This window comes from Microvirga sp. Mcv34, from assembly GCF_024519725.1.
GTDB lineage: Bacteria > Pseudomonadota > Alphaproteobacteria > Rhizobiales > Beijerinckiaceae > Microvirga.
Map to the genome: position 1 here is coordinate 1 of NZ_JALJRK010000062.1, position 22,255 is coordinate 22,255.

The 22,255-nt window shown below is 63.2% G+C and carries 25 protein-coding genes; 6 read left to right on the top strand and 19 right to left on the bottom strand.

The window, feature by feature from the left end; translation table 11 throughout:
- Positions 1-403: 403 nt before the first annotated feature.
- Together OC446_RS22765 and OC446_RS22770 are read right to left on the bottom strand one after the other, a co-directional pair.
- Positions 404-754 carry a hypothetical protein gene (locus OC446_RS22765; RefSeq protein WP_262031299.1) on the bottom strand — a complete coding sequence of 117 codons (351 nt, stop codon included), beginning with the start codon at positions 752-754 and terminating at the stop codon, positions 404-406.
- Positions 755-786: 32 nt separating this feature from the next.
- The gene (locus OC446_RS22770) at positions 787-1,347 is read right to left on the bottom strand and encodes a hypothetical protein (RefSeq protein WP_262031300.1); all 561 of its coding nucleotides are present in this window, start codon (positions 1,345-1,347) and stop codon (positions 787-789) included.
- A 470-nt stretch (positions 1,348-1,817) separates the two neighbouring features.
- Here OC446_RS22770 and OC446_RS22775 point away from each other — a divergent pair, with 470 nt between their 5' ends.
- The 6 genes from OC446_RS22775 (at position 1,818) to OC446_RS22800 (ending at position 5,188) form a co-directional block, all read left to right on the top strand.
- The gene (locus tag OC446_RS22775; RefSeq protein WP_262031301.1) at positions 1,818-2,081 is read left to right on the top strand and encodes a hypothetical protein; all 264 of its coding nucleotides are present in this window, start codon (positions 1,818-1,820) and stop codon (positions 2,079-2,081) included.
- Positions 2,082-2,137: 56 nt separating this feature from the next.
- Entirely contained in the window at positions 2,138-2,719 is a 582-nt protein-coding gene (locus tag OC446_RS22780) for an HdeD family acid-resistance protein (RefSeq protein ID WP_262031302.1), read from the top strand.
- Positions 2,720-2,819: 100 nt separating this feature from the next.
- A complete protein-coding gene (locus tag OC446_RS22785; protein WP_262031303.1) occupies positions 2,820-3,338 on the top strand; it encodes a hypothetical protein in 519 nt (172 codons plus the stop codon).
- A gap of 16 nt (positions 3,339-3,354) precedes the next feature.
- On the top strand, positions 3,355-4,116 hold the full coding sequence (locus OC446_RS22790) for a hypothetical protein (protein ID WP_262031304.1): 762 nt from the start codon (positions 3,355-3,357) through the stop codon (positions 4,114-4,116).
- Positions 4,117-4,224: 108 nt separating this feature from the next.
- Positions 4,225-4,758, top strand: coding sequence for a hypothetical protein (locus OC446_RS22795; protein ID WP_262031305.1), 534 nt, complete (start codon positions 4,225-4,227; stop codon positions 4,756-4,758).
- 103 nt (positions 4,759-4,861) lie between these two features.
- Positions 4,862-5,188: a DUF1476 domain-containing protein gene (locus tag OC446_RS22800; RefSeq protein ID WP_262031306.1), complete on the top strand. Its 327-nt coding sequence runs from the start codon at positions 4,862-4,864 to the stop codon at positions 5,186-5,188.
- Positions 5,189-5,231: 43 nt separating this feature from the next.
- Here OC446_RS22800 and OC446_RS22805 read toward each other — a convergent pair whose 3' ends face one another.
- The 17 genes from OC446_RS22805 to OC446_RS22885 all read right to left on the bottom strand — a co-directional run bounded on the left by OC446_RS22805 (position 5,232) and on the right by OC446_RS22885 (position 22,132).
- The gene (locus OC446_RS22805; RefSeq protein WP_262031307.1) at positions 5,232-5,573 is read right to left on the bottom strand and encodes a phasin family protein; all 342 of its coding nucleotides are present in this window, start codon (positions 5,571-5,573) and stop codon (positions 5,232-5,234) included.
- 29 nt (positions 5,574-5,602) lie between these two features.
- Positions 5,603-5,767 (bottom strand): hypothetical protein, encoded by a 165-nt coding sequence (locus OC446_RS22810; RefSeq protein ID WP_262031308.1) that lies wholly within the window; start codon positions 5,765-5,767, stop codon positions 5,603-5,605.
- Between the two features lie 87 nt (positions 5,768-5,854).
- On the bottom strand, positions 5,855-7,093 hold the full coding sequence (locus tag OC446_RS22815) for an HlyD family secretion protein (protein ID WP_262031309.1): 1,239 nt from the start codon (positions 7,091-7,093) through the stop codon (positions 5,855-5,857).
- Positions 7,086-7,556, bottom strand: coding sequence for a hypothetical protein (locus tag OC446_RS22820; RefSeq protein ID WP_262031310.1), 471 nt, complete (start codon positions 7,554-7,556; stop codon positions 7,086-7,088). Before OC446_RS22820 ends, OC446_RS22815 begins: the two co-directional genes overlap by 8 nt.
- Positions 7,553-8,254 (bottom strand): 3-oxoacid CoA-transferase subunit B, encoded by a 702-nt coding sequence (locus OC446_RS22825; protein ID WP_262031311.1) that lies wholly within the window; start codon positions 8,252-8,254, stop codon positions 7,553-7,555. The genes OC446_RS22820 and OC446_RS22825 overlap by 4 nt, the downstream gene beginning before the upstream one ends.
- Positions 8,255-8,258: 4 nt before the next feature.
- Positions 8,259-8,906, bottom strand: coding sequence for a CoA transferase subunit A (locus OC446_RS22830; RefSeq protein ID WP_262031312.1), 648 nt, complete (start codon positions 8,904-8,906; stop codon positions 8,259-8,261).
- Between the two features lie 10 nt (positions 8,907-8,916).
- A complete protein-coding gene (locus tag OC446_RS22835) occupies positions 8,917-10,017 on the bottom strand; it encodes an AI-2E family transporter (RefSeq protein WP_262031313.1) in 1,101 nt (366 codons plus the stop codon).
- Between the two features lie 23 nt (positions 10,018-10,040).
- Positions 10,041-10,298 carry a hypothetical protein gene (locus tag OC446_RS22840; protein WP_262031314.1) on the bottom strand — a complete coding sequence of 86 codons (258 nt, stop codon included), beginning with the start codon at positions 10,296-10,298 and terminating at the stop codon, positions 10,041-10,043.
- Positions 10,299-10,344: 46 nt separating this feature from the next.
- The gene (gene fabI, locus OC446_RS22845) at positions 10,345-11,151 is read right to left on the bottom strand and encodes an enoyl-ACP reductase FabI (protein WP_262031315.1); all 807 of its coding nucleotides are present in this window, start codon (positions 11,149-11,151) and stop codon (positions 10,345-10,347) included.
- Complete coding sequence (locus OC446_RS22850; RefSeq protein ID WP_262031316.1) at positions 11,148-13,562, bottom strand: DUF3141 domain-containing protein; 2,415 nt, start codon at positions 13,560-13,562, stop codon at positions 11,148-11,150. Before OC446_RS22850 ends, fabI begins: the two co-directional genes overlap by 4 nt.
- A 35-nt stretch (positions 13,563-13,597) precedes the next feature.
- Positions 13,598-14,110, bottom strand: coding sequence for a hypothetical protein (locus OC446_RS22855; protein WP_262031317.1), 513 nt, complete (start codon positions 14,108-14,110; stop codon positions 13,598-13,600).
- Between the two features lie 17 nt (positions 14,111-14,127).
- Positions 14,128-15,336, bottom strand: coding sequence for an acetate/propionate family kinase (locus OC446_RS22860; protein WP_262031318.1), 1,209 nt, complete (start codon positions 15,334-15,336; stop codon positions 14,128-14,130).
- 3 nt (positions 15,337-15,339) lie between these two features.
- Positions 15,340-16,317, bottom strand: a complete 978-nt coding sequence (locus OC446_RS22865; protein WP_262031319.1) for a phosphate acetyltransferase — start codon at positions 16,315-16,317, stop codon at positions 15,340-15,342.
- A 729-nt stretch (positions 16,318-17,046) separates the two neighbouring features.
- Positions 17,047-18,165, bottom strand: coding sequence for a cache domain-containing protein (locus tag OC446_RS22870; protein WP_262031320.1), 1,119 nt, complete (start codon positions 18,163-18,165; stop codon positions 17,047-17,049).
- Between the two features lie 23 nt (positions 18,166-18,188).
- The gene (locus OC446_RS22875; protein ID WP_262031321.1) at positions 18,189-20,165 is read right to left on the bottom strand and encodes a glycosyltransferase; all 1,977 of its coding nucleotides are present in this window, start codon (positions 20,163-20,165) and stop codon (positions 18,189-18,191) included.
- The gene (locus tag OC446_RS22880) at positions 20,166-21,371 is read right to left on the bottom strand and encodes an HlyD family secretion protein (protein ID WP_262031322.1); all 1,206 of its coding nucleotides are present in this window, start codon (positions 21,369-21,371) and stop codon (positions 20,166-20,168) included.
- 497 nt (positions 21,372-21,868) lie between these two features.
- Positions 21,869-22,132, bottom strand: a complete 264-nt coding sequence (locus tag OC446_RS22885) for a hypothetical protein (RefSeq protein ID WP_262031323.1) — start codon at positions 22,130-22,132, stop codon at positions 21,869-21,871.
- Positions 22,133-22,255: the final 123 nt, after the last annotated feature.

Consider the following 22,255-nt stretch of genomic DNA (forward strand, 5'->3'; position numbering starts at 1 on the left):
GCCGGTCACGCAGCCGGCGCCAGGAGGCCCTTGGTGCCTGCGGGCTGCCAAGTCTAAACGCCTAAAAGAACCGTGCGTGACGAGCAGTTCGGCTCTCACATTTACCACTAGAGATCGAGCCGGGCTGCCCATCGCGCCACCCTCGACCCTGCAGGCCCGCAGCGCAAGCTGCGGGCCCACAGGTGCTGGCTCTTTGACATACACGCCCCTGTCACGGCCAGCCGTGTCCCGGTCATGACGACGCAGCGACATCGCTGTCATCCCGGCGGCGCGGGAGCGGAGCCCGGGGCCCATCGTCGCCGCGGAGCATGCAAAGAGATTTCCTCCGCCACTCACCCCCTTCCGGGGCCTGAGCCGTTCCGGGTTCCCGCCTGCGCGGGAACGGCAAGGTCGACGGTGCCGGCTATCGAGTCGGCGGTGTTCCAGGAGGCGAGCCGCCCGGGCTGCTTCCCGACGGCAGCGAGGTTCGCGCCCGGTCCATCAGCGTCGTGGCCGCGTCCACGCAGGCCCTCATGCTGTCGCGGGGATCGCAGCGCACCGCCAGGGTCGTGTCCCCGGCGCGCAGCAGGAAGCCGGCACCGCGTTGCGGCGCACGCGCCGACATCCGGCCGTCGAGTCCCCGGAGGAGATCGTCGAGGTCGCGATCCTGCCGGTTGTAGGACGAGCCACGATCGCCGGAATCGTCAGAACTCTGGCTGAAGGCCGGCAGGGCGACCAGCATCAGTCCCGCCGCCACGAGAAAGGCTTTCTTCATTCACTCCTCCATCGGTTGCATTCAAGCTCGCACTAGTCCCTGCAGACGCGCCTGCGGACCACGACGAGAAGGCTGCCGTCCTGGTTCCTGAGGCTGCGGGTGAGGAAATAGCAGTCCCCGCCCATGCGCTCGGCGAGACGTTCCCTCAGGCGACCTCGCCAGGCGCCGCCATCGTCCTCATCGTTCCAACGGGAGGCGACCCGTTCGCGCAGGCGCTCCCGCACGGCTCCGCCACCGTCCTCATCATTCCAACGGGAGGCGGCCCGTTCGCGCAGGCGCTCCCGCAGCCACGGATGATCTCTCAGGAAGTCCGCAACCTCGCCGCGGCGATCGCTGCGCTCCTGCAGCACATCCATGAGTTCGTCGCGCTGGTCCCTTCGCTCCTGGATCAGATCCAGCAGCATGTCGCGACGATCGGCACGGTCCTGCACCCAGTCTCGCAGAAGATCGCGCAGTCGGCCGTCGCCCATGCCGGTATCGCCACTGCCCCAATCGTTTTCCTGGGCGGTCGCCGGCATGGCCGATGCGAGGAAGAGAGACGGCGAGACGACGAACGTGAACGCCGCCATCGCCAGAACGGGCCATCGGGTCATGATGCTTCTCCAGTCTCGAACCAAAACAGCTTCGACTCGAACACACCCGCGCGTGCCTCCTCGCGTCTCAGGCAACACGGAGGAGGATGCGGCGCGGGACACCAAGCTTCGCCATGAAGGCCCCGGTCGAGGAGCGCCGTAGGACGCCATGACCTCGAGAGCAGGACCATCCAAGGCACCAAGCTCACCAGCCTGTCCATTGTATCGCCCAAGGTGGCTTCTTTGCGTCTGAACGCTCGTTTGGATGCTCGGTCGTGCTGAGCAAAAGCGGTAGCGCGCGCCTCTTTCGGGGAGCGCTTCCATTCATCGAGTCAAGCAAAGCTCGCTGCGCACGCCCGCGACGATGCTGTCGCAAAATGTTCAGTCATTGTCCTGCTCGATCAAGCAGCCCGCGACTTGGCGTGGTTTGATCGGTGTCCTTGAAGGCGGAACCAGGACCCCACGACGCTCGGGTTCTAAGGAGCGATGCCATGAAGGTTACCATCGCAGCGTCCACCGCGATGCTGCTCGGAGTTCTGCTCGCTTCGGCACCAGCGTGGTCGCAGCACCGAAACGGCCCGTTCACCACCTCTGGAGAGATCAGGATTCCGTCTCAACGCGAACTTGAGCGGGAAGTCTTCAGTGAGCCGAGGAACGACTTCTCGGCGATCGACTCCGTCGCCGAGGGCGAGATGGACCGCATGGATCGCCAGATCGACAGCATGGTCGAGCGCGGCATCTGCGACGGATGCTGACAGCGGATCCCGGGCTTCAAACACATCGGAATAACTGGCTTTTAGGAGAATTCATCATGTCCAACACCGCCAATATCGGGACACCGCTTCCGGGCCGCATGGATCAGGAACTTGAGCCGCTGCGCGTGAAATGGGGATGGATCGTGGCGCTCGGTGTCGTTTTCGTGATTGCCGGCCTCATCGCTCTCGGAAGTGTCGTCATGGCGACGGTCGCATCGGTCGCGATCGTCGGCGTGATGATGCTGGTGAGCGGCATCGCCGAGATCGTTAATGCATTCAGCGTGAAGAGCTGGGGCAAGTTCTTCCTGTGGGCGCTGCTCGGAGCGCTCTATGTGGTCGCGGGTGTCGTGACCTTCCGCAATCCGCTCCTGGCCGCCTCGGTCCTGACGCTCATGCTCGGCATCGCCCTGATCGTCTCCGGTTGCCTGCGCATCTTCCTGTCCACGCAGATGACTCAAGGCGCACCCTGGGTCTGGGTCGCGCTGTCGGGTGTCGTTACCCTGATCGTGGGCGGCATCATCCTTGCCCATTGGCCGATCTCCAGCCTCTTCGCGCTCGGCATCTTCCTCGGCATCGATCTGGTCTTCGCCGGGATCGGCTGGATCAGCATGGGGCTTGCCCTGAGGCATCGGACCTGACCGAAGCCCGCTGAAACACATGCCCGGAGCATGGCCCACTTCATTGGCTGACGGATGTTCGGGCCAGGGCGGCGGGGCACATTCGCAGGAGGAACCCACCATGAACCACATCCACAAATCCGCCGGCCCACCCAAGAAGAACCGCCGGCACGGCGGGCCCGGATCGTCATCGGACGAGACGTCCCGGCCGGACCGGTTCGCCGTAACGCTCGATGCGAAGACCGGCGCGGTCATCCAGATCGAGGGCATCGATGCCACCGGCGCACGCCATGAGCTCTCGAAGGATGAGAAGGCCAAGCTGGCCAAGGACAATGGCCGGGTTGGGCTGGAGGAGTTGCTCGAACAGGCCTTCGAGGCCGGGATCGCCTGCGTGCTGGGCGGCGAGGACGAGCCCGGCGAAGCCAAGGAACCCAAGGAGGATGCCGATCTCCGTCGCATCCTGCTGAAACCGCTGATCGACGAAAGCCCGGCCGCGCGCCTGATGCGGCGTGACGTGCTGGATCGGGCCATCGTTGAAACATTGATCCACCATAGCCTCAAATCCCGCTCCAAGGCTCCCGAGGGAGGACCGCCGAAGGAGCCGGGCCCCGACCGCGCCGCCCCCCAAGCAACCCGATGAAACAGAGGAGACTGTCATGGCTTTAAATGCTCGTGATGATGAGCTTGCGCGCGTCCTGATCGGCAGCCGCGTGCTGAAGCGTCAGCGCATGCGCCGCCTGTTGCTCGCCCACCTTCTGCGCGAGGGACGTGAGGACGAGGACGAGGACGTCGGAGAGGAGGATTTCGGCGAGGAGGAAGGCGAGGACGGCGGCGAGATGGGCCGCATCCTGCGCCTCCCGCTCGCGGCCCGGGCTGTGAGGCGCCGGCGCATGCGGCGGCTGCTGCTGGCCCACCTCCTGCGCGAGAGGCGCGGCGAAGACGAGGATTTCGGTGAAGAGGACGAGGGCGAGGAAGGTGAGGAAGGAAGCGACGAGGAACGCCGCATCCTGCGCCTGCTGATCGCCAGCCGCCTGCTGCGGCGCCGGCGCATGCGCCGCGTGCTCCTCGCCCATCTCCTGCGTGAGAAGCGTGGCGAGGAAGAGGGCTATGGCGAAGAGGACGAGGACGAGGATACCGGTGAAGAAGAGGGAGGCGACGAGGAACGTCGTGTCCTGCGCCTTCTGGTCGGCAGTGCGATCCTGAGACGCCGGCGCGTCCGCCGCATGCTCCTCGCCCACCTCATGCGCGAAAGGCGCGGCGAGGAAGAGGGCTTCGGCGAGGAGGAGGAAGGTGAATACGGCGGCGGTGACGAACGCCGGCTGATGCGCCTCCTGGTCGGCAGCCAGATACTGCGCCGCCGGCGTGCGCGCCGCATGCTTCTCGCCCACCTCCTGCGCGAGAAGCGCGAAGCGGCCTGACCCGCACGTTCGAAGGTGGCGGCGCGGTGTGGATGGGTCGGAGACCGGTTCTCCGGCCCATTCCGCACGATGCCATTGGTGAGCATCACGGAAGGAAGGGGAAGCCCGATGTCCGATGCAGCGCCTCTCACCCGCGGGCAGAAGACGCTCAGTGGTCTCAAGCGCTTCGGCGTGATCTTTCTCTATTTCTGGGGTCTCCTGGCCATTTCCTCCCTGCACAAGTCGCTGATCCTGGAGGAGAGCGGCATCCCCTACCGGCAGAGTTTCGCAGTTGTGAATGCGCTCGTGCTGGCGAAGATCCTGTTCGTTGCGGAGGAGCTGAAGCTTGGCGAGCGGTACGAGCGGGAGCCGTTGATCTATGCGATGGTTTTCAAGGCTGCGATCTATTCGGTTGTACTGGCGGCCTGCGAAATCGTCGAGGGCCTCGCCATCGGGTATTTTCGCAGCAAGACCCTGGACCAGAGCCTCTCCGATGTCGGCGGCGGTACGCCATTTGGGATCCTCACGACGACATTGCTCCTGTTCGTTGCCCTGCTCCCCTTCTTCGGCTTCCGCGAGCTCTGCACGGTGGTCGGCGAGCCAGAGCTGCATCGCCTTCTATTCGTGAAGCGCGTCCGACTGAAAATCCTGGACGAAGGGTGAGTGCTCGGAGCTGCCGCTTTAAGGCCACCCCTACCGTGACACGAGATTGCACGCGATCTCCGGCGCTTCGGTACCGAATCCATGATGACCCTGGAGGTGACAGATGACGCTTTTTGAAGATCGCGAGCGGGCGTTCGAACAGATGTTCACTCACGACGAGGAGGCGCGGTTCCGGGCGTTGGCACGGCGCAACAGACTGCTTGGGCAATGGGCCGCCACACAGCTCGGTCTCAAGGGTCAAAAGGCCGACGATTATGTCGGCGAGATCGGCCGAAGCCTGGTCGCGCGGGTCGTGGACAATGCTCTCGTCGAGAAGCTTCGATCCGATTTCGAGGCCAACGGCGTCGACGTGTCCGACGAGCAGATCCGCCAGAAAATGGCCGAGCTGATGGCCGCCGCCGTCGCCCAGCTGCAATCGAAACCCTGGTAAGCAGGCAAGTTGCCTAAGGCAGGTGGATAGGGGATTGAGATCCCTATCCCTTTGCACCGGTTCCGCCGTTGACGGATTTGGTGCAGATGGTCATCAGCTTGCCCATCTCATCGTTGTAGTCGCGCAGGGTTTCCTCCATCCAGCGGGACTGGATGGTCGCCACATCCGCCAGGCTCTTGCAGGCTATCATTTCACGCGCGATCTCCCCATCCTTCGCAAGCCGCATGGACACGAAGCCGATCATCTCGCGTTGGCATTCGGCGCTTGCGGCAAACCAGGCTTCCGTAGCATTCGCCAGGGCCTGGCCGCCGCTATCGGGCAAGTTGACCCCGGTTCCGCTGCGCAGCGTTTCCGACATTCCTGATCTTTTTTGCATGTTGGTCATGGATCGTCCTCCTTGAACAGACTGTCTCCTCAGAACGAAAGGATCGTCTTCAGCTCCTCCAAGCGACTGATGGAAGATTCGGCACCACGGCGGTCCCGGTCGTCACGCAGTGCGCCGCGCATCGTCTCCAGGCGCAGAACCTCCTCGTCGATGCGATCTCGCGTTGGCAGCGCCCGGCCGGTAATGACCGCCACGCCTGTATCGCTGATTTCGACAAAGCCGCTCCAGCGAAAGCAGCTCGAAACGCAGAGTGGGCACATTGTCCCTCCCCTTAGGGGTTGTCAGTGTCCGCCGCCGAGCACAAGCGTCTGGATCGGATATAGCAGGGCCTGGATACGCAAAATCATGGCGTGCACGAGTCCGACGCCATCCACCGCATGAAGAACGATCCGTCGCATCGTGCCTGTCTCCGGGGCGACGATTTCCTCATGATGGTTGCTGTAGGCATTGACGACGCAGCTGCTGCCGGGAGAAACGCCATCAAACCCGCCTTCGTAAAGAGGTTCGAGAAAGGTCAGAATGGTTCCCGGCCGTGTCACCTGTTGCAGATCGAGCAGCTGTTCTCCACTGCGGACTTGGCCAGCGGCGATGTAATCCTGCACTCCGGTTACCACCATCGGGATAACGACCCAGGGCTTCGAGGCGCAGGCGGCCTCGGCAACCATGCCGACCTTCATCACCTGCGCCTCAACCTGCCCGAAACCAGCCTGCAGACGCCCCCGCCCTGCCCCTTCCGGGATCAGCACCCCGGCTGGACGCATGAGCGGGTTGACGACGTCGCCGACTCGGAGCGTGAACTGCTCCACCCGCCCGTCTACTCCGGCCCGTACGACCGTCTTCGACAGGTCCACCTCCGCCTGCGCCAGCTCAGCCTCGGCGCTGGCCTTCTGAGCGGGAAGCAATGTGGAGAGCTGCGCCTCAGCCTGCTGCCTAGCGGCAGTCGCAGCATCGATGCTGCCCTGGCGCCCCTCAACGGTGACCTGCAGCCGCTCGATGTCACGCGTGGCAACCGCGCCTGGATTGCGCCGGTAGATTTCCTGCTTGGTCTCCAGTTCATCGAGCGCCTGCCGGTAAGCGCTGCGTGCTTCCTGAAGCTTGCCGTCGGCGACCTGAATGTCGGCCTGCGCGACCACCATTTCCGCATCAGTCTCAGCAATTCTTCGCCGGGCCGCTTCGGCGGCCGCCTCCTGCTTGGCGCTGTCCAGCCGGAAGATCGGGGCGCCTTGTTTGACGGCACCGCTCACACCGTCGATATAGACCTCGGCCACACGCCCGTTGGTCTCGGGCAGGACCGGGATGGTTCGAAAGAACGCCGTAGCGTTCGTGGTGGCCGGGTGGTTATAGAATACTACCGTGATCAGCCCGATGGTGAGCATAAGACAGGTGACGATGCCCCAGCGCAGTTCGAACCACACCGAGTAAAGCGTGATCTCCTTGCCAAGCCGCTTGCCCTGCGCGTAGCGGCGGTAGAGATAGTCCGGGAGGATCGTCAGCAGGGAGCAGAGAAGAAGCTCAAGCATGAGACTGCTCCTTCGGCAGGCGATAGGGCGTGACGGTCGGCGGCACTTCGACCACGTTTTCACTCTGTGCAACGATAGGAGCGCGTTCATCCGGAACGTCGTCCGCGCCCTTGCCAGGCGGGATGCCGGCGATCTTCTCGAGGGATCCGGCCATCCGGTTGAACGTGCCTCCGAAGTCGGGAATATCGATCAGTGCAAGCAGCAGCCCAGCCACCCAGAAGATATGCATATGGGTGAACAGAGCCAGGAGTCCCAGGACAGCGACGATCTCGAACTGCAGCTTGTGGGCCTTGTGGGCGATCCGCTCGGGCAGCGTGTGCAGGCGTAGAAACAGGAGCCCGACCGCCAGCACGGCGAGCACCAGGAACACCGCCACGATCACCATGAGAACATCGACCCCGCCCGGCGCGATGATGAAGATCGGAAGGTGTTGAGGGGCAATGGGATTGATCGTTGCATTCATTTTGCGTCACCCACAGGCGGAAAAGAAGCGGCTCCCGACGCGGCCCGCGGGAGTGTCGGTTTCGTCAGCTCAGGCGCAAAGGCGAGTTCGGCCTCCGTCGTGGCGATGACGTCCTCGACGGCGACACCTTCCTGCGTCTCGAGAAGCGTGGCCTGCCCATCGGGAAAACCGATCACGGCAAGCTCAGTGACGACGAGATCAACGGGGCGGTTCGACGTGAGCGGCAGCGCACATTCCCGCACGATCTTCGGACGTCCCTTCGCGGTATGCTGCATGGCGACGATGACGCGCTTGGCTCCGGCCACGAGATCCATGGCGCCACCCATCCCCGGCACCATCTTGCCCGGCACCATCCAATTGGCGAGGAGACCACGTTGATCGACCTGAAGGCCGCCGAGCACCGTGATGTCGAGATGCCCTCCTCGGATAAGCCCGAAAGACATGGCACTGTCGAACGCACACGCCCCCGGGAGGGCGGTCACCGGTTTTCCGCCCGCGTCGGTCAGCCACGGGAGCACCATGCCGGGCTCTGGCACGGGACCGGTGCCAATGAGACCGTTCTCGGACTGGAAGAAGACGTGGATTCCTTCAGGCACGAAGTTGGCCACCAGGGTGGGAATGCCAATACCGAGATTGACCAGCATTCCGTCCCGCAGTTCCTGCGCGATGCGTCTGGCAATGAGGGATTGCGCATCCATGGCGTCAGCCTTTCGCTATGAGATAGTCGACCACCGGAGCGGGCGTCACAACATGATCGGGCGCGACAACGCCAACCGGGACGATGTTCTCCGCCTGTACGATGACGGTGTCGGCTGCCATCGCCATCAGCGGATTGAAGTTGCGCGCCGTCAGTGCGTACTGGAGATTACCCAGATAGTCGGCGATGAAGGCATGCACGAGGGCGAAGTGGGCGCGAAGGGCGGGCTCCAGCAGATAATCACGGCCATCGACCGCAATCTTCTGCTTGCCCTCCTCGGCTATGGTGCCGATGCCGGTTGCGGTCAGGATTCCGCCCAGACCGAAGCCGCCAGCACGGATGCGCTCCGCGAGCGTGCCCTGCGGGACGAGGTCTACCTGCAATTCTCCGGCCAGCATCTGCTGCTGCGTGTCGGGGTTGAGGCCGATGTGGCTTACGATCACACGCCGCAGGAGTCTGGCCGTAATCAGCTTGCCGATCCCGATCCCCGGTGCGGCCGTGTCGTTGGCGATTACCGTCAGATCGCCTTTCTGCTGCCGTACGAGTTCGTCGACCAAGGGCTCCGGTGTTCCGACGCCCATGAATCCGCCGACCATCAGCGTCGCCCCAATGGGGATCATCGCAACGGCATCCTCCAGCTTGATGGTTCTCATCCTGCGCTCCTCATGACGGTGCCTCACTGGTGCGGCCCCAGTCCTGGAACAGGGTGTAAGCGACCGCGAGCAGGACGGGGCCGAGAAAGACGCCGATGATCCCAAAGGCCAGCAACCCGCCGAGCACACCCAGAAAGATCATCACCATCGGCATCCGGACCCCGCGGCTGATCAGGTATGGTCGCAGGACGTTGTCGAGGCTTCCGACCAGAAGGCCGTTCCAGATCATCACGAACACCGCCCAGCCGGTGTGCCCCTCGGACATCAGCCACAGACTCGCCGGTAGCCAAAGCAGCAGCAGCCCCATGGGCACAAGAGTGATGACCATGCCGACGGCCCCAAGCAGGATGGTGCCTGGCACGCTCGCGAGCCAGAAGCTGAAACCGAGCAGGATACCCTGGATGAACGCCGTGCCGAGCACCCCGTTGACGACGCTTTTGATGGTGGCGCCCGCCGTTGTCAGCACGTGGCGTGCCCGCCAGCCGCCAAGGCGCGCCATGGCCCATTCGACGCGGTTCTCCACATAGACGCCGTCGCGATAGAAGAAGAAGGCCAGCACGATGCCGAACCCTACCTGGAGCGTCCCCGACAGGAGCGTGCCTCCCTGGTGCAGCGCCCAATCCCGCAGAGGCGCCGCGTAGGGCGCTAAGGCCGGTCCGAGCCCCTTTCCCTGTTGAGACGCTTCGAGCCAAACCTTCTCCGCCTCTTGTCCGATGAGGGGAAGACGCCCGAGCCAGCCGGGTGGCGGCAGCCCTTGATCGATCGCGGAACGAACCGTGGCAGTAAGCCGGGCGACATCGTCAGTCAGGTTCGCGCCCAGGGCCAGAAGGGGGAGCACGAGCAGGGTAGCAATCATCAGGGTCATGAGAAGAGCCGCGGCGGTCGGGCGCCGGCCCAATCGTCTTTCGGCCTTCCGAAACAGGGACCAGGTCGACACGCACAGCGTTACGGCGAGAAAGATGGCTTTGAGGAAAGGTGCCAGGGTATAGATGCAGCCGACAGCCAGCACCAGAAGGAGCACGAGCCCGAGCGCTTTCTCCACGTAGGACGCCTCGGAAGCGGTGTCCCTCTTCCGACTGCCCATCACGTCCTGCGGATCGACTGCACGCACGGTGTCCTCCCGGTGCGACGGCTTCAGCAGCCGGCACAGATGCTGCGGAGAGTCCGGTTCAGCCGCCAGTCCATGTCCCGAAAATTCCGGTCTGCCGCCGACTGGCTGGTGTCGGCGTTCGTCGGGAGGTCCTGCTTTTGAACGGAGTGCGGCGTGGGCTGGCGGGACTTTGGCCGAACAGAGGAGGCATCCGGCGTCTCCGCTGCGACGGCGCCCGCGAGAAGGAGCGCCGGGACCGTCAGGGGGGCGACTCTGCCCAAGGGCAAGAGAATGGAAGCCATGCAAACCTCCTCCTGGTTCGACCGCACGCTCACGCACAAGGCCGGCTCAAGCCATGATGCTGAGACCGCCGTCGACATAAGTGGTCGTCCCAGTGAGCCTTCGGGCGAAGGGCGTCGTCAGGTAGGCCGCGGTGAGACCGACATCCTCGATGTCGACCAGTTCGCCGATGGGCGCCCGTTCGATGGCCTCGGTGAGAAGGACGTCGAAATCCTTCAGACCGGAGGCGGCCCGCGTTTTCAACGGACCCGGGGAGACGGCATGCACCCGGATATGCTTGTCCCCCAACTCGTAGGCGAGATAGCGGACGGCGCTCTCCAACGCCGCCTTCACGGGACCCATGAGATTGTAGTTCGGCACCACCTTGTTGGCACCGTGGTAGCTCATGGCCAGGAGCGTACCGCCTTCACGCATCAACGGTTCAGCCAATCGCGCCATGCGGATGAAGGAATGGCACGAAATGTCCATCGCCACCTTGAAGCCCTCGTCCGAGCTGTCGACGAGCCGGCCCTGGAGATCCTGCTTCGGCGCGAAAGCGATCGAATGGAGCCCGATATCGAGACTGCCCCAGGTCGTGCGGATCTGCTCGAAGACGGCCTCAAGTTGCCCGCTCTGAGCCACGTCGCAGGGCGCCAAGATGGAAGCTCCGAGTTCCTTCGCAAGAGGCTCCACATAGGGCTTTGCCTTCTCGTTGAGGTAGGTGACGGCAAGATCGGCGCCGAGCTCGCGGAAGACCCGGGCGCAGCCATAGGCAATCGAATGCTCGTTGGCGATGCCGACGACGAGAGCCCGCTTGCCGTGCAGGATCTGCGATTGGATGGCGGCCTTGTTCAATTCGTTGGGTCGATCGTTCATGGGTGCTCCCTCGTGCGTCGTGTGCCTCCGGTACGACGGGCGGATCCATGCCTTGCCCCGACCCCGGGGCGCTCCTCCGCCTGGCGTTCCACCAGCGTCAAGGTGATCTGCTCGGGCTTGGTTTTGCCTGCGCTCTCGTCTTCGGCCAGCAGGCGCCGGATCTCTCCGAGCAGGGTGACCTGCTTGGAATTGGCTTCGATACGCCCCTCGACATGATCGAGCATGTCGAGCAGCGCGCGCCGGTCCGCCGATGTCCGCAGGAGCTTGGGAAGCGCCAGCAGCGCCTTCACAGGCTCGAAATCGACGATGTAGGACTGCTCCCGGATGATATCGCGAGCCGTATCGGTCGGCATGTCGAGCAGCCCGATATCCTGCCCGACGAGCTCTCTTGTCCGCTTCATGGCCGAGAGCCTCCGCCGCCCGGTGCCGGCCTTCATGAGTAGAAGGGCGGCGCGGACCATCGCTTTCGTGCGATCTCCGTCTTCGATGCGCGAGAGCGCCTGCTTCACGAATGGGGCGTTGCGCAGATCGATAGGCTCTTCCGAAACGGACTCCTTCCTTGACGCCATGCCGATGCTGGCCGGGCCATACAGACGGAAGAACGTGTTCTCGACCGCCGCATCGCGCAGGTCGCGGTAGAGATCCCACGAGGCCGAAGTGACGGCAGCGGCACAGCGCTCCATCCTGGCGGCCGGACCGTCGTTGTCACGCGGCGCCCGGTTCGCCTTCGCGATGTCCGCCGCGCCCTTGAGGGGCCAGAAGAAGGGATTGAGATCGGACACCGCCCACCGCTGAACCCTCTGCGGATTGAAAGCCCTGGCGAGTCCGGCCGCAGCCGGGGTGACCATCGGCGCGACGAAGGGATGAACGTAGGTCTCGTAGGTGGAGGCAAGTGCCTCGGAGGTCTTCTCGACCGCCTCGAACGGCATCTCGTCCTTGCGACTGTACTTCTGCAGGACCTGCAGGTCCTCGACACGCATCTCGACCAGCGCCACATCGTAGCGTAGCCCCTCGTCCGTTGCGTGCTCTTCGATCTGCATGCCGTAGAGGCCCGGCGGCTGATGCTCGATATACTCGATCAGGTCGACGATATGGGTGTATTCGCGCTTGGCGACCGAGCCCGAGACGAAGATCCCGAGATGACCGACGCTTTTGTGCATCAGGCCGACGATCACCTGACCGTTAGCCTTCAGCGCCTCGGTGGTCGGATAGAGATCGGCCACCCAATTGAACGCCTGCTGCGGCGGCGTGATGTTGTCCCCGAGAGACGCGAACAGGATGATGGGGGACTTGATCGAGCGCAGGTCGAAGGCGCGCCCCTCGGACCACTCGGCATCGCCTGCAGCCAAGTTGTTTCCGACGAACAGGTTCTCGACGATCCACTTGATCTCCTGCCGGTTCATCAGGAAGAAGCCACCCCACCAGCGCTCGAATTCCAGGAAGCGCTCGGGCTCGGTGTCGATCTTCGAGAAAAGCGTGTAGTATTTGTCGAAATAGGTGTTGGCCGGGTTGAGGTACTCGAAGTTCTCGACGAGGTAGGCGCCGTCGAACGTGCCTGCGCCGAGGTCACTGGCGAGAAGAGCCGGCCAGAGTCCCCCGAGAAGCCCGCCCGCATAGCGCATGGGGTTCTCGCCATCGTTGCCGGCCCAGTACGACATGGGCGCCCCGTTGATGACGATCGGGCCGACGAGGTCCGGCTCGACGGCGCCGACCAGCATGGAGGCCCAGCCGCCCTGGCAATTACCGAACAGAACGGGCTTGCCGGTCTTGGGGTGGCGCTCGCCGACGATACGGAGGAACTCGGCCTCGGCTCGGGAGACGTCCGCGAGGGTCTGCCCAGCGATCGGCTCAGGGAAGAAGATCACGAAGTAGACCGGGTGCCCTGCCTTGAGCGCCACGCCCACCTGCGAGGCTTCCTTGAACCCACCGATGCCGGGCCCGTGGCCGGCGCGCGGATCGATGATGACAAAGGGCCGACGCTCCGGATCGATCTTGATCCCGGCCGGCGGAACGATGCGAACGAGAGCGTAGTTGACAGGCCGCTCGAACGAACGGGCGTCCGCGATGATCTCCCAATCGAAGGCCAGCAGCGGCGGCTTGCCCGCCTTCTCATGCTCGATCCAGTTGTTGCCGCGCTGGCGAAGCGTGTCCCAGAATAGGATGGAGCGCTGCGTGAAGTCGAGCCAATAGGCGCTGGCATCGCGCCAGAGATCGAGCGGCGACGCCGAGCGGACCGAACCATTCCGCAGCGGCTCGCCTGCGGCCTTCAGGGCGTCGAAGTAGCGTTCGAGCGCCTTCGCACATCGCTCGTTGTAGACCTGCGCGACTTTGGCTCGCGCTTGACCAAGTTCCTTCAAGGGACCCTGTCCGCCGAGATCTCGTTCTTCCGTCTTGGGTTCGACTTCATGCATCGTTGTTGTCCCGTCGAAAATTGCTCCCGAGGATTTTACTTCTTGGTGTCGGCCCATTTGAGGAAGAAGCCGACATCTCCGGGCAGGCCGCCCGGCCACTCGATGATCAGAGCGCTCAGCCGGAACCCCGCGGGGCGGAGTTGGTCGCGCCATAGTTCGTAGGCCTGGCGTGGACGCCCGGTGAGAGTCTCGGGCCAGGTCTCGTCCGAGTTGTTGATCGCGCGACCGTGATCCGTGCACAGGGCATTGGGAAAGCGCATGACCATCAGTTCGGTCTGCCCGCGCTCTGCGGCGGCGCGCAGCTTCGCCTTCAACGGCAAGAGGATGTCCCGTAGCGTTTCAGAGGTAAGGTTGAGTGGCTCGGACAGGCGCTTGATCAGGTCCTGGCGCGCCTTCTCGGCGCGGTCCATGCCCTCGACCGACGTGGTCGCCTTCGCCATCTGCATCTCGGTCATGTAGTTCCGCAGATCGGCCGCCGACATGAATGTCTCGTCTCCAAGCTCCTGCTGGGCGCTTGACTCGTCCGCCTTGGTCTTCAGGGTCTCCATGGCAACAATCTCCGTAGTCAGGATGCAAGTTTGGCTTGCGTCGTGCTAAGCACGCTGCGCGTCTGCCGAGCGATTACAAGTTCCTCGTTTGTCGGAATGACCCACGCAGCGGGCCCGGACCCGGCGGAGATCCGCGAACCACCGGTGCCGTTGGCGGCCTCGTTGAGCGAAAAACCTGCCCATGCGAGGCCGGCGATGACCTCAGAGCGGGTCGCCACGTCGTTCTCGCCGATGCCGCCTGTGAAGACGAGCCCGTCGAGCCCGCCGAGCGCCGCGACAAGCGATCCAATCTCGCGCGTGATGCGGTAGACGAAGAGATCGATGGCGCGCCGCGCATCCGCATTGGTCGCGGCGTTGGCCCGCAGCACGCGCATGTCGTTCGACAGGCCGGAAACCCCGAGAAGGCCGGACTTGGTGTAGAGCATGCGCTCAGCCTCATCCGGACTGAGCTTCATCTCCCGGAGCATGAAGAAAACGACTCCTGGATCGACGGCTCCGCATCGTGTTCCCATCGGAAGGCCATCAAGGGCCGAGAAGCCCATCGTGGTGGCGATGCTCACTCCCTTGTGGAGGGCGCACAGGCTCGCACCGTTCCCGAGATGCGCGACGATTACCCTCCCCTCTGCGAGGCGCGGATCGTAGTCCTTCAGCACGGATGAAATGTAGTCGTAGGACAGCCCGTGAAAACCATAGCGCTGCACGCCCCGCTCGCGCATCTCGCGCGGGAGGGCGAACATTCGGGCGATCTCGGATTGGGTCTGGTGGAAAGCCGTATCGAAGCTGACGACCTGCGGGAGTCCCGGCAGGCGCCGACGGACGATCCGGATCGGCTTCAGGTTGTGAGGCTGATGCAGGGGCGCAAGCGGTACCAGCGTCTCCAAGGTCTCAATCACGGCTTCGTCGACGAGAACTGGTCCGGAGAAGGATCCTCCGCCATGGACGACCCGGTGTCCGATGGCCGCGAGCCTGCGGCCCTCCTGATGCTGCCGCAGCCAGGAGACGAGATGCATGAGCGCCTCCTCATGGCCGAGCTGCTCGCTGGAACTCCACGCCATCTCATCTAGGAGCTGCCCACGGGCGTCCTTGACGACAAAGTGCGCCGACCCGCCCAACCCTTCGAACAAGCCCTTGAAGGCGACGCGGGGATCCGCACCATCCGGCGTATCGTAAACCTGGAACTTGAGGCTCGACGAGCCGGCGTTGAGGACGATGAGGACCGGCATCATGGCTCAGACCTCCGGAAGGGCGAGTTGCTTGCGCTGCACATCGGCCACGAGCGACGCAACGGCGCAGGAGGCCAGGCGCGTGATTGTCGAATCCGCCCGGCTGGTGAGGATGATCGGCACCCGGGCCCCGAGCACGATGCCGGCAGCATCCGCGTCGGCCAGGAAGGTCAGGCTCTTGGCGAGCATGTTGCCGGCTTCGAGATCGGGCACGACGAGCACGTTCGCCTGCCCAGCGACCGGCGACTGAATCTTCTTGATCTTCGCCGCGCCAAGATCAATGGCGTTGTCGAGCGCCAGGGGTCCATCCACGATGCCCCCTGTGATCTGCCCACGGTCGGCCATCTTGCACAGGGCCGCGGCCTCGATGGTCGAAGGCACCTTCGGGTTGACCGTCTCCATTGCGGACAGGATTGCGACCCGCACCGGATCGACCCGCATCGCCCGCGCGAGGTCGATGGCGTTCTGGACGATGTGAATCTTGTCCTCCAGCGTCGGCGCGATGTTGACCGCCGCGTCCGTGATGATGAGCGCCGTCTCGTGATGCGGAACATCCATGACGAAGCAATGGCTGATCCGGCGTGCCGTCCGCAGTCCGCCCTCGCGACGAACCACCGCGCCCATAAGCTCGTCCGTATGGAGGCTCCCCTTCATCAGCGCCTCGGCTTCGCCGGCCCTGACGAGGTCGACGGCTTTCTCGGCAGCCGCATTGCTGTGCGGGGCATCGACGATGCGCATCGTGGCAACCGACTTGCCGAGCACCTGCGCAGCAGCCGTGATCTTGGCCTGCGGCCCGACGAGGATCGGATCGATCAGGCCGAGCTCGACCGCCTCGATCACCGCGCTTAGCGATGCAGCATCGCAAGGATGTGCCACTGCAACCTTAAGCTTAGGAAGAGCTTTGGCGGCTGTCACGAGCCGATCGTACTTGGTGTGCTGACGCGCCAGCTCGGAAGAGCCATGAGTGGATGTCGCAACCGTCATAACCGCCTCTGCCCCTTCGATCCCATAGCAAGCCGCTGCGGCGGCTGCCAGAATGGCCTCCAATGAGCCCGCTATCGCGGATTGACCGGCCGCTGATATTTTGAACCTCACTACACCCGTTGCTTGATCGATTGGGCCAATGTCTTGACGTTTTGGGACGGGGAAATATCGGCCCACGACCAAGGTCATAGTGAAATTCGTAATGCCTTGTTCAAAGACCGTTTTGACTTTTCGCAAGCTGGCAGACAGATCACGGGAATTCAGCTCATGGGAGAACCGATGCTCTGACATGGGCCACATATGATCAAATCGTATCGATTATCTGGTGGCTGAGACCGTTGATCAGGCCATTCCTGAGGCATAGGGTGGAGGAAGGGGTAAGAATGGATCCTGATCCACTGCTTCGGAGCGTAGAGAGACCTAAGAATACGCTTTGGCGGCTCGTCGCGTTATCGTCCAGCCAACGCTAGGATATAATGATTGCAAATAGTCATCCGCCGGCCGCTCATGCGCGGCTGTCGGTTTGATTGGGCAACAGATGCGCCCCAAGGTCCTCAAGAGTCATCCAACAACGAGCAGCTCTGTCAGAGCGCATACTGACTCTCGCTTTCTGGCCTCAGGCATGCCGTATAGTGGCGTTCCCGCTACCCCATACTGAAGACATCTATTAGGACTACTACCTTCAAGTCTGACCGTTCAGCGTTCCCATTCCCCATCCTTGTGCAACTCTTAGAACCCAGCCGCGGACGTTCTGCCTTTCTCGGCACCGGCCGGTTGGTAGGGCCGCACCGAGAACGTCTGAAGACGCACGAGAGCGGCGCTCAGGCGGGCCGCCTCCTCGTAGCGGGTCTCGTCATGAGGCGGCTGACTTGTATGGCCGCTGGCGAGGGCCTCCGTCGTCGCGACCAGCCGGCGCAGGGGTTTGGCGAGCCAGCCCGAGAATAGGTATAACAGGACGAGTCCTACAAGCGCACCGGTGCCGAGAAGCATCCAGAAGGCCTGCGCGATGGAACGCGTGGGATCGAGCACCGTGTTCAGGTCCGCGCGCACGATGAGGCTCCAACCGAAGCTGGGCATGTCCTTGAACTGGATCGAGGGAATGACGGCCGTCATGTAGTCCTTGCCGTCCTGCCATCTTTCACGAAGCGAAATCGACGTGCCCTGGCCGGCAGCGACGGCCGACCCTTCCGACAGGTTGGTCGCCTGAAGCTCCGCGGGCCCCGAGAGGACCGCCCTGTCGCGGGAAACGAGAAGGGCATCGACGCCCTGCCCCCTTACGGCCTGAATGACATCCCTGATCATGTTCCAATCGAAATGCGCTCCGATGACGCCAATCACGGCGCCTTGCTCGTTCCTGATCGGAGCTGAGAAGTCGACGAAACGGCGCGGCTCCCGTGTCGCCGGGAGGAGCTTCGCCAGAAGCGCCGCTTCATGCACATCGACGGCGGCTGGGCCATTGAGGCCACGCCGGAACCAGGGCCTCTCGGCGACGCTTGCGCCTTCCAACATCCCCTGCGAGGCGGCGAGCACCCTTCCCTGCACATCGGCAACACCGATCCAAGTATAACGCCGATCCACCTGACTCAGCAGAGTGAATTGGCGGCGGACCTCCTCAGGGTCGTCCAGGCGAACGACTCGCGCCATTTCCGCAACGTCTTGCCAGAGCTCGTGCATGCGGCGCCCGAGCTGATCGGCGACGATCTCTCCAAGAAGCTTCAAACGGGCACTGTTGGCGATCTCTGCACGGTGCTGCATTGCATTCGTGAACATGGCGCCGGCCACGATGGCGGGCACGAGCATCAGCAGGGCGCCGATGAAGAATACAAGTGTTCTGATTCCAACGCGCATTCTCGTGTTCCCCTCCCCTGCACCTAGCGCGACGCCAAGCCTCGCATCCAGCCTCTGACCATCTCGGGAAGATCGCCCCGCCCCGTTCCGGGCCTGGCATCCGCCGTATGGAGCTTGCGGAGGATTTCGTCCCGCTGCTCCGGAGAAGGACGCAGCGACAGGCGGTAGCCGTCGCTCGTTTCATCCAAGATACGAATGGCGACATTGCCGACCTCCGCAAGGGCGATCGTTCCAAGGGCCCCGACCGTCAGTCCGGACAACCCGCGGACACGGGCATGATCGACTCCGAGTTCGAGTACCCAGGACGGCAGCCTCTGCGAACCGACGGAGATCGTCGCCAGCTCGACGCTCTCCCGCTGAGGTCGGTTGACGCGGGGGCGCTCGACGCAGACCAGCATGGTAATGGCGAGCACGATCAGGTTGTAGAACGTCCAGAACAGGATGATCCTGATACCGTCCCCGGCCTTGGCCACATGACTGAAGTGGTCCGGAAAGATCAGGGGCAGGAGTATTCCCACCAGTGTCAGACCGAAGAGGAACGCGAAGGGCTTCATCATCGGCCACTGCACGATTGTCTTCGTCCTGTCGCCGCCCTTCGCAGTCACGCGGAACTTATGCGGTCCCTTGGTCAGCAGCCCCATTGCGGCCGCGCGCGTGATGGGCCATGCTGCAATGAGCTGGGACACGTCGTTGAGAACAGGCCAGATCATGCCGTTGGAGATCCAGTTCAGCGTGATCAGCACCGCCGCATAATAGGGCAGATAATACGCGACGACATCCGATAGGGACGCGTTCACGACGATGATGCCGAAATACCAGTAAAGCAGCGGGCCGATGAGAGCGATCAATCGAAACGGAAAGGTTGTCGTCCAGAACAGCAGCGAGTCGACAAGGCTCAGGCGCTGCATGAAGCGCAGGCCGTTCGCTCCGAAGGGATTGTAGACGTTGCGGACGATCTCCATCATTCCCAGGCACCACCGCCCGCGCTGCACCACATATTCATGTAGACCCTCCGGAGCGAGACCTTCGGTGAGCGCCTCGTTGAGATAGACCGTCCGATAGCCATGGCTGTCGAGGCGAATGGTCAGGAGGAAATCTTCCGTCACGCTCTGCGTCGGCAGTCCTCCGATCTCGCGCAGAGCGGAAACCCGCACCATTGAGGAGGTTCCGCAGCATACGGCGATCCCCCATGCGTCACGCGCGGGCTCCAGATGCTCGAAGAAGAAGCGCTGTTCGTCGGGATATGCGGAGGCGATGTAAAGATTGTGCTGGATCGGATCGGGATTGAAGAAGTGCTGCGGCGTCTGGACAAGGCCGACCTTGGTATCGTGGAACAGGGCAACAACCCGGCGTACGAAGTTGCGGTGGGGCACGAAATCGGCGTCGAGAACGGCCACAAAATCGGGCGCGTCAGCATCCTTCAGGCGCTGCGTCAGCGTGTAGTTAATGTTACCCGCTTTCGCGTGCTCGTTTGTGGGCCGCGTCCTGTGCTCGGCGCCGTAGCGACGGCAAACCTCTGTCAGCCATTCCCTTCGACCGTCGTCAAGAACGAAGACCCGCAGGTTCGGATAGTCGCTCGCCTGCGCGCCGGCGAGGGTGCGCTCAAGAACCCCCAGTTCCTCGTTATAGGTGGCGATGTAAAGGTCGACGCGTGGCGGGTTGCCCCCCCACCAGGCGATGTTCCGGTTCGCCTCCTCATTCCTTTCCTTATGGCGGGTGAGGAACAGATACGCCATCGTCGAGGACACGAGAGCTAGAGCCTCGATCGCCACAAAAGTCCATCCGGCGATGACGTCGAAGGTGAGCCCGTCGACCGCCGGTGGAACCGTTTCCGTGATCCGCCAGATCATGTAGCGCCAGCCCAGCAAGGTCGTCAGACCCAGCAACATGACACGCATCCATGTGCTCGTCCGCGTGGCGAGCGGCAGCAGCAGCAGGGCAAGGCCGATTACGATGGCCAGGCCTGCGAGGCTCGACAAGGCTTGGTCGAGGACGAGCATCTACAGGCCGAAATCCGCGAGCCCCTGCCGGATACCCGCGAGTGGCCCGCCCATGAAAACGACGCGGCCCGTGCGCCCGACGGCGCAGGCGAGGTCCGGATCACGCGCGAGTTCCGGAATGCTCAAGGCGACGTCGAAGCGGGTCAGGTGCTCGGGGCTCGGGCCGATAGCGAGGGTGCTGTAGAGCCCGGCTGCGCCCGATCCGCCGAGCCGTGTAATGGTTCCCTGCATGACGCGGTCGTCCCCAATCAGGCGGAACTGGGCCGGCATGCCGACCCGGAGGCTGGAATAGACCCGTTCGTTCACGCTGGCCGTGACCATGACGGCGGAGCAATCTACGAACCTGACGAGATCCTGCCCCTGGTTCACATGCTCTCCGCTGCTGGCAAGGAAGTTCCAGACGATGCCGGGGTTCTGCACCGAGAGCTCCGCCGAGGTCAGGCGGTTGACTCGGACCCGCTCGGCCGCGATCTGCTCGGAGACTAGCTTCAAGCGGCTGCTGACATTGGCGACCTCAGCCTTGAGCTCGGCTAGCCGGAGGTCGAACTCTCGGATACGCTGAATCGAGAACGGCGCGTCGTTATACGAGTCTCCAATGTAGACTCCGTTCTGGGCCGAAGAGAGTTCTGCCGTGAGATAGGTGACACGTTCGCGGGCGCTGGCGATATCCTGCTTCGCGACGTCGTACTGGGCCTGCGCGCGGTCGAGCGTAATGGCCGTCTGAACGCCGCGGGAGTTCAACTCGCGGGTCCGGTCCAGGGCGCTGTCCGCCTCGCGAAACCGCGCCTCCGCGGAATTCACCGCAGTCTGCGCTTCGGCGATGCGGGATCGAACCTGGCGCACCCGCCCTTCCTGATAACTCTTGGCCTGGGTGTCCAGGACCTTACGGGCCTCGTCAACCGCCAGGGTCTGAGCTCGGAGCCGGGTGAGGTCCGCCTGGAGGGTGGAGTGAGTGCGCTCCAGGTCGATCAGACGGGCATCGTCGAACTGATTGTCGGTGATGCGCACCACAGCCTCTTCGGGAGAAACGCGGGCTCCGATGCTGCGCACGGAGAATTCGGCTAATCCTTGAACGGGGGCCCGGAGCACGGTGGTGCGGGCGTTAATCGTAGCATCGGCGCTGGTCCCTGAAAGGTACTCGCCGACGACCACATAGAGCCCTCCAAAGAGCAGCAGGCCTCCTAAGAAGACACGAAAGATTTTCATAGACTTACGCTCGATCGAGACCTGGGGCGGATTCGGTTGCGACGACCTTTGTCCTTGGCCCTGATCGAAGACGTGCCTGCTATCAGGATACGAGGTAGGTCAAAGACATAAATCTTAACCTGGCTGTTGGTTTCCAGAAGAGCTAATCCGAAAGGAGTAATTTTCAGTCAGATGCTCATACCTCAGCCCATGCCCCATCCTCCGGCCATAGGACAGACACCTGCTTCGCTGAGATGAAACTCTCGATCATCCAACTGAAAGCGGATCTGCTTCGCCAAAAAGTATCGCCGCGTGCAGAGGATGAGCGGTTGTGGCTCTATTCTGAAAGTCGCCCGTGGGTCCAGAGCTGAGATGTCCTATGGGTTCGAGAGGTCCATCTTCGCAAGGAATGCCGCTTGCGAGCCGTAGACTCGGACCACATCGGCGGTGCACTTACGAAAGGCTCCGGTCGTCGACCGGAGCCTCCAAGCTCGAACGTTGTGCACAGGATGACCCGGTCACATGTTGTGAGGGCTCATGCGGTGACGTTTCTTGGTGGTGTGATGCTTGCTGACGCTGCCCGTGGTCATGCCAAGCTGCTTCTGCTGAAGCAGCATAGAGCGTTCGCGGTCCCGCCGGGCTGTGTCCCGGTAGATGGACGGATTAGTCGTCTGGGACCCGCTGCCTCCCGGAACCGGCGGCGGAGGATTTTGAGCCATTGCGCTGGCAGCGCCCAGCGCAATGGCTGCGATGGTCACAGGTCCGAACAGAATACGACGCATGGGGATCTCCTTGCGATCAGACGCCCCCGAGTAGTGCTCATTGGTCAACACCCAACGCGAAGTGTTCCGGAAGGTTGCGGCCAAGATGGGAGAAATAACCTCACCGACCCTTTGCGGCGTCCG